This is a genomic window from Streptomyces sp. HSS9-12 (genome assembly GCF_054963655.1).
In genome coordinates, this window is sequence record NZ_JBUEGC010000123.1 from 1 (window position 1) to 945 (window position 945).

At 57.9% G+C, this 945-nt stretch carries 1 rRNA gene; it reads left to right on the plus strand.

From position 1 onward, the window contains the following. Positions 1–945, plus strand: a 23S ribosomal RNA gene (locus ACY34J_RS28985); the annotation flags it as partial.

The window sequence follows — 945 nt, forward strand, 5'->3', positions numbered from 1 at the left end:
CTTGGCGGTCGTGACTGCGTGCCTTTTGAAGAATGAGCCTGCGAGTTTGCGGTGTGTTGCGAGGTTAACCCGTGTGGGGTAGCCGTAGCGAAAGCGAGTCCGAAGAGGGCGGTTGAGTAGCATGCCCAAGACCCGAAGCGGAGTGATCTAGCCATGGGCAGGGTGAAGCGCGGGTAAGACCGCGTGGAGGCCCGAACCCACCAGGGTTGAAAACCTGGGGGATGACCTGTGGTTAGGGGTGAAAGGCCAATCAAACTCCGTGATAGCTGGTTCTCCCCGAAATGCATTTAGGTGCAGCGTCGTGTGTTTCTTGCCGGAGGTAGAGCACTGGATAGGCGATGGGCCCTACCGGGTTACTGACCTTAGCCAAACTCCGAATGCCGGTAAGTGAGAGCGCGGCAGTGAGACTGTGGGGGATAAGCTCCATGGTCGAGAGGGAAACAGCCCAGAGCATCGACTAAGGCCCCTAAGCGTACGCTAAGTGGGAAAGGATGTGGAGTCGCAGAGACAACCAGGAGGTTGGCTTAGAAGCAGCCATCCTTGAAAGAGTGCGTAATAGCTCACTGGTCAAGTGATTCCGCGCCGACAATGTAGCGGGGCTCAAGCGTACCGCCGAAGTCGTGTCACTCGGATGTGAGGCCTAACGGCTGTCCGGGTGGGTAGGGGAGCGTCGTGTGCCGGGTGAAGCAGCCGTGTAAGCGAGTTGTGGATGGTTCACGAGTGAGAATGCAGGCATGAGTAGCGATACACACGTGGGAAACGTGTGCGCCGATTGACTAAGGGTTCCTGGGTCAAGCTGATCTGCCCAGGGTAAGTCGGGACCTAAGGCGAGGCCGACAGGCGTAGTCGATGGACAACCGGTTGATATTCCGGTACCCGTGACAGTGCGTCAACGCTGAATCCTCGAATGCTAAGGCCGCGAAGCTGGTGTGTTCCTTCGGGAGC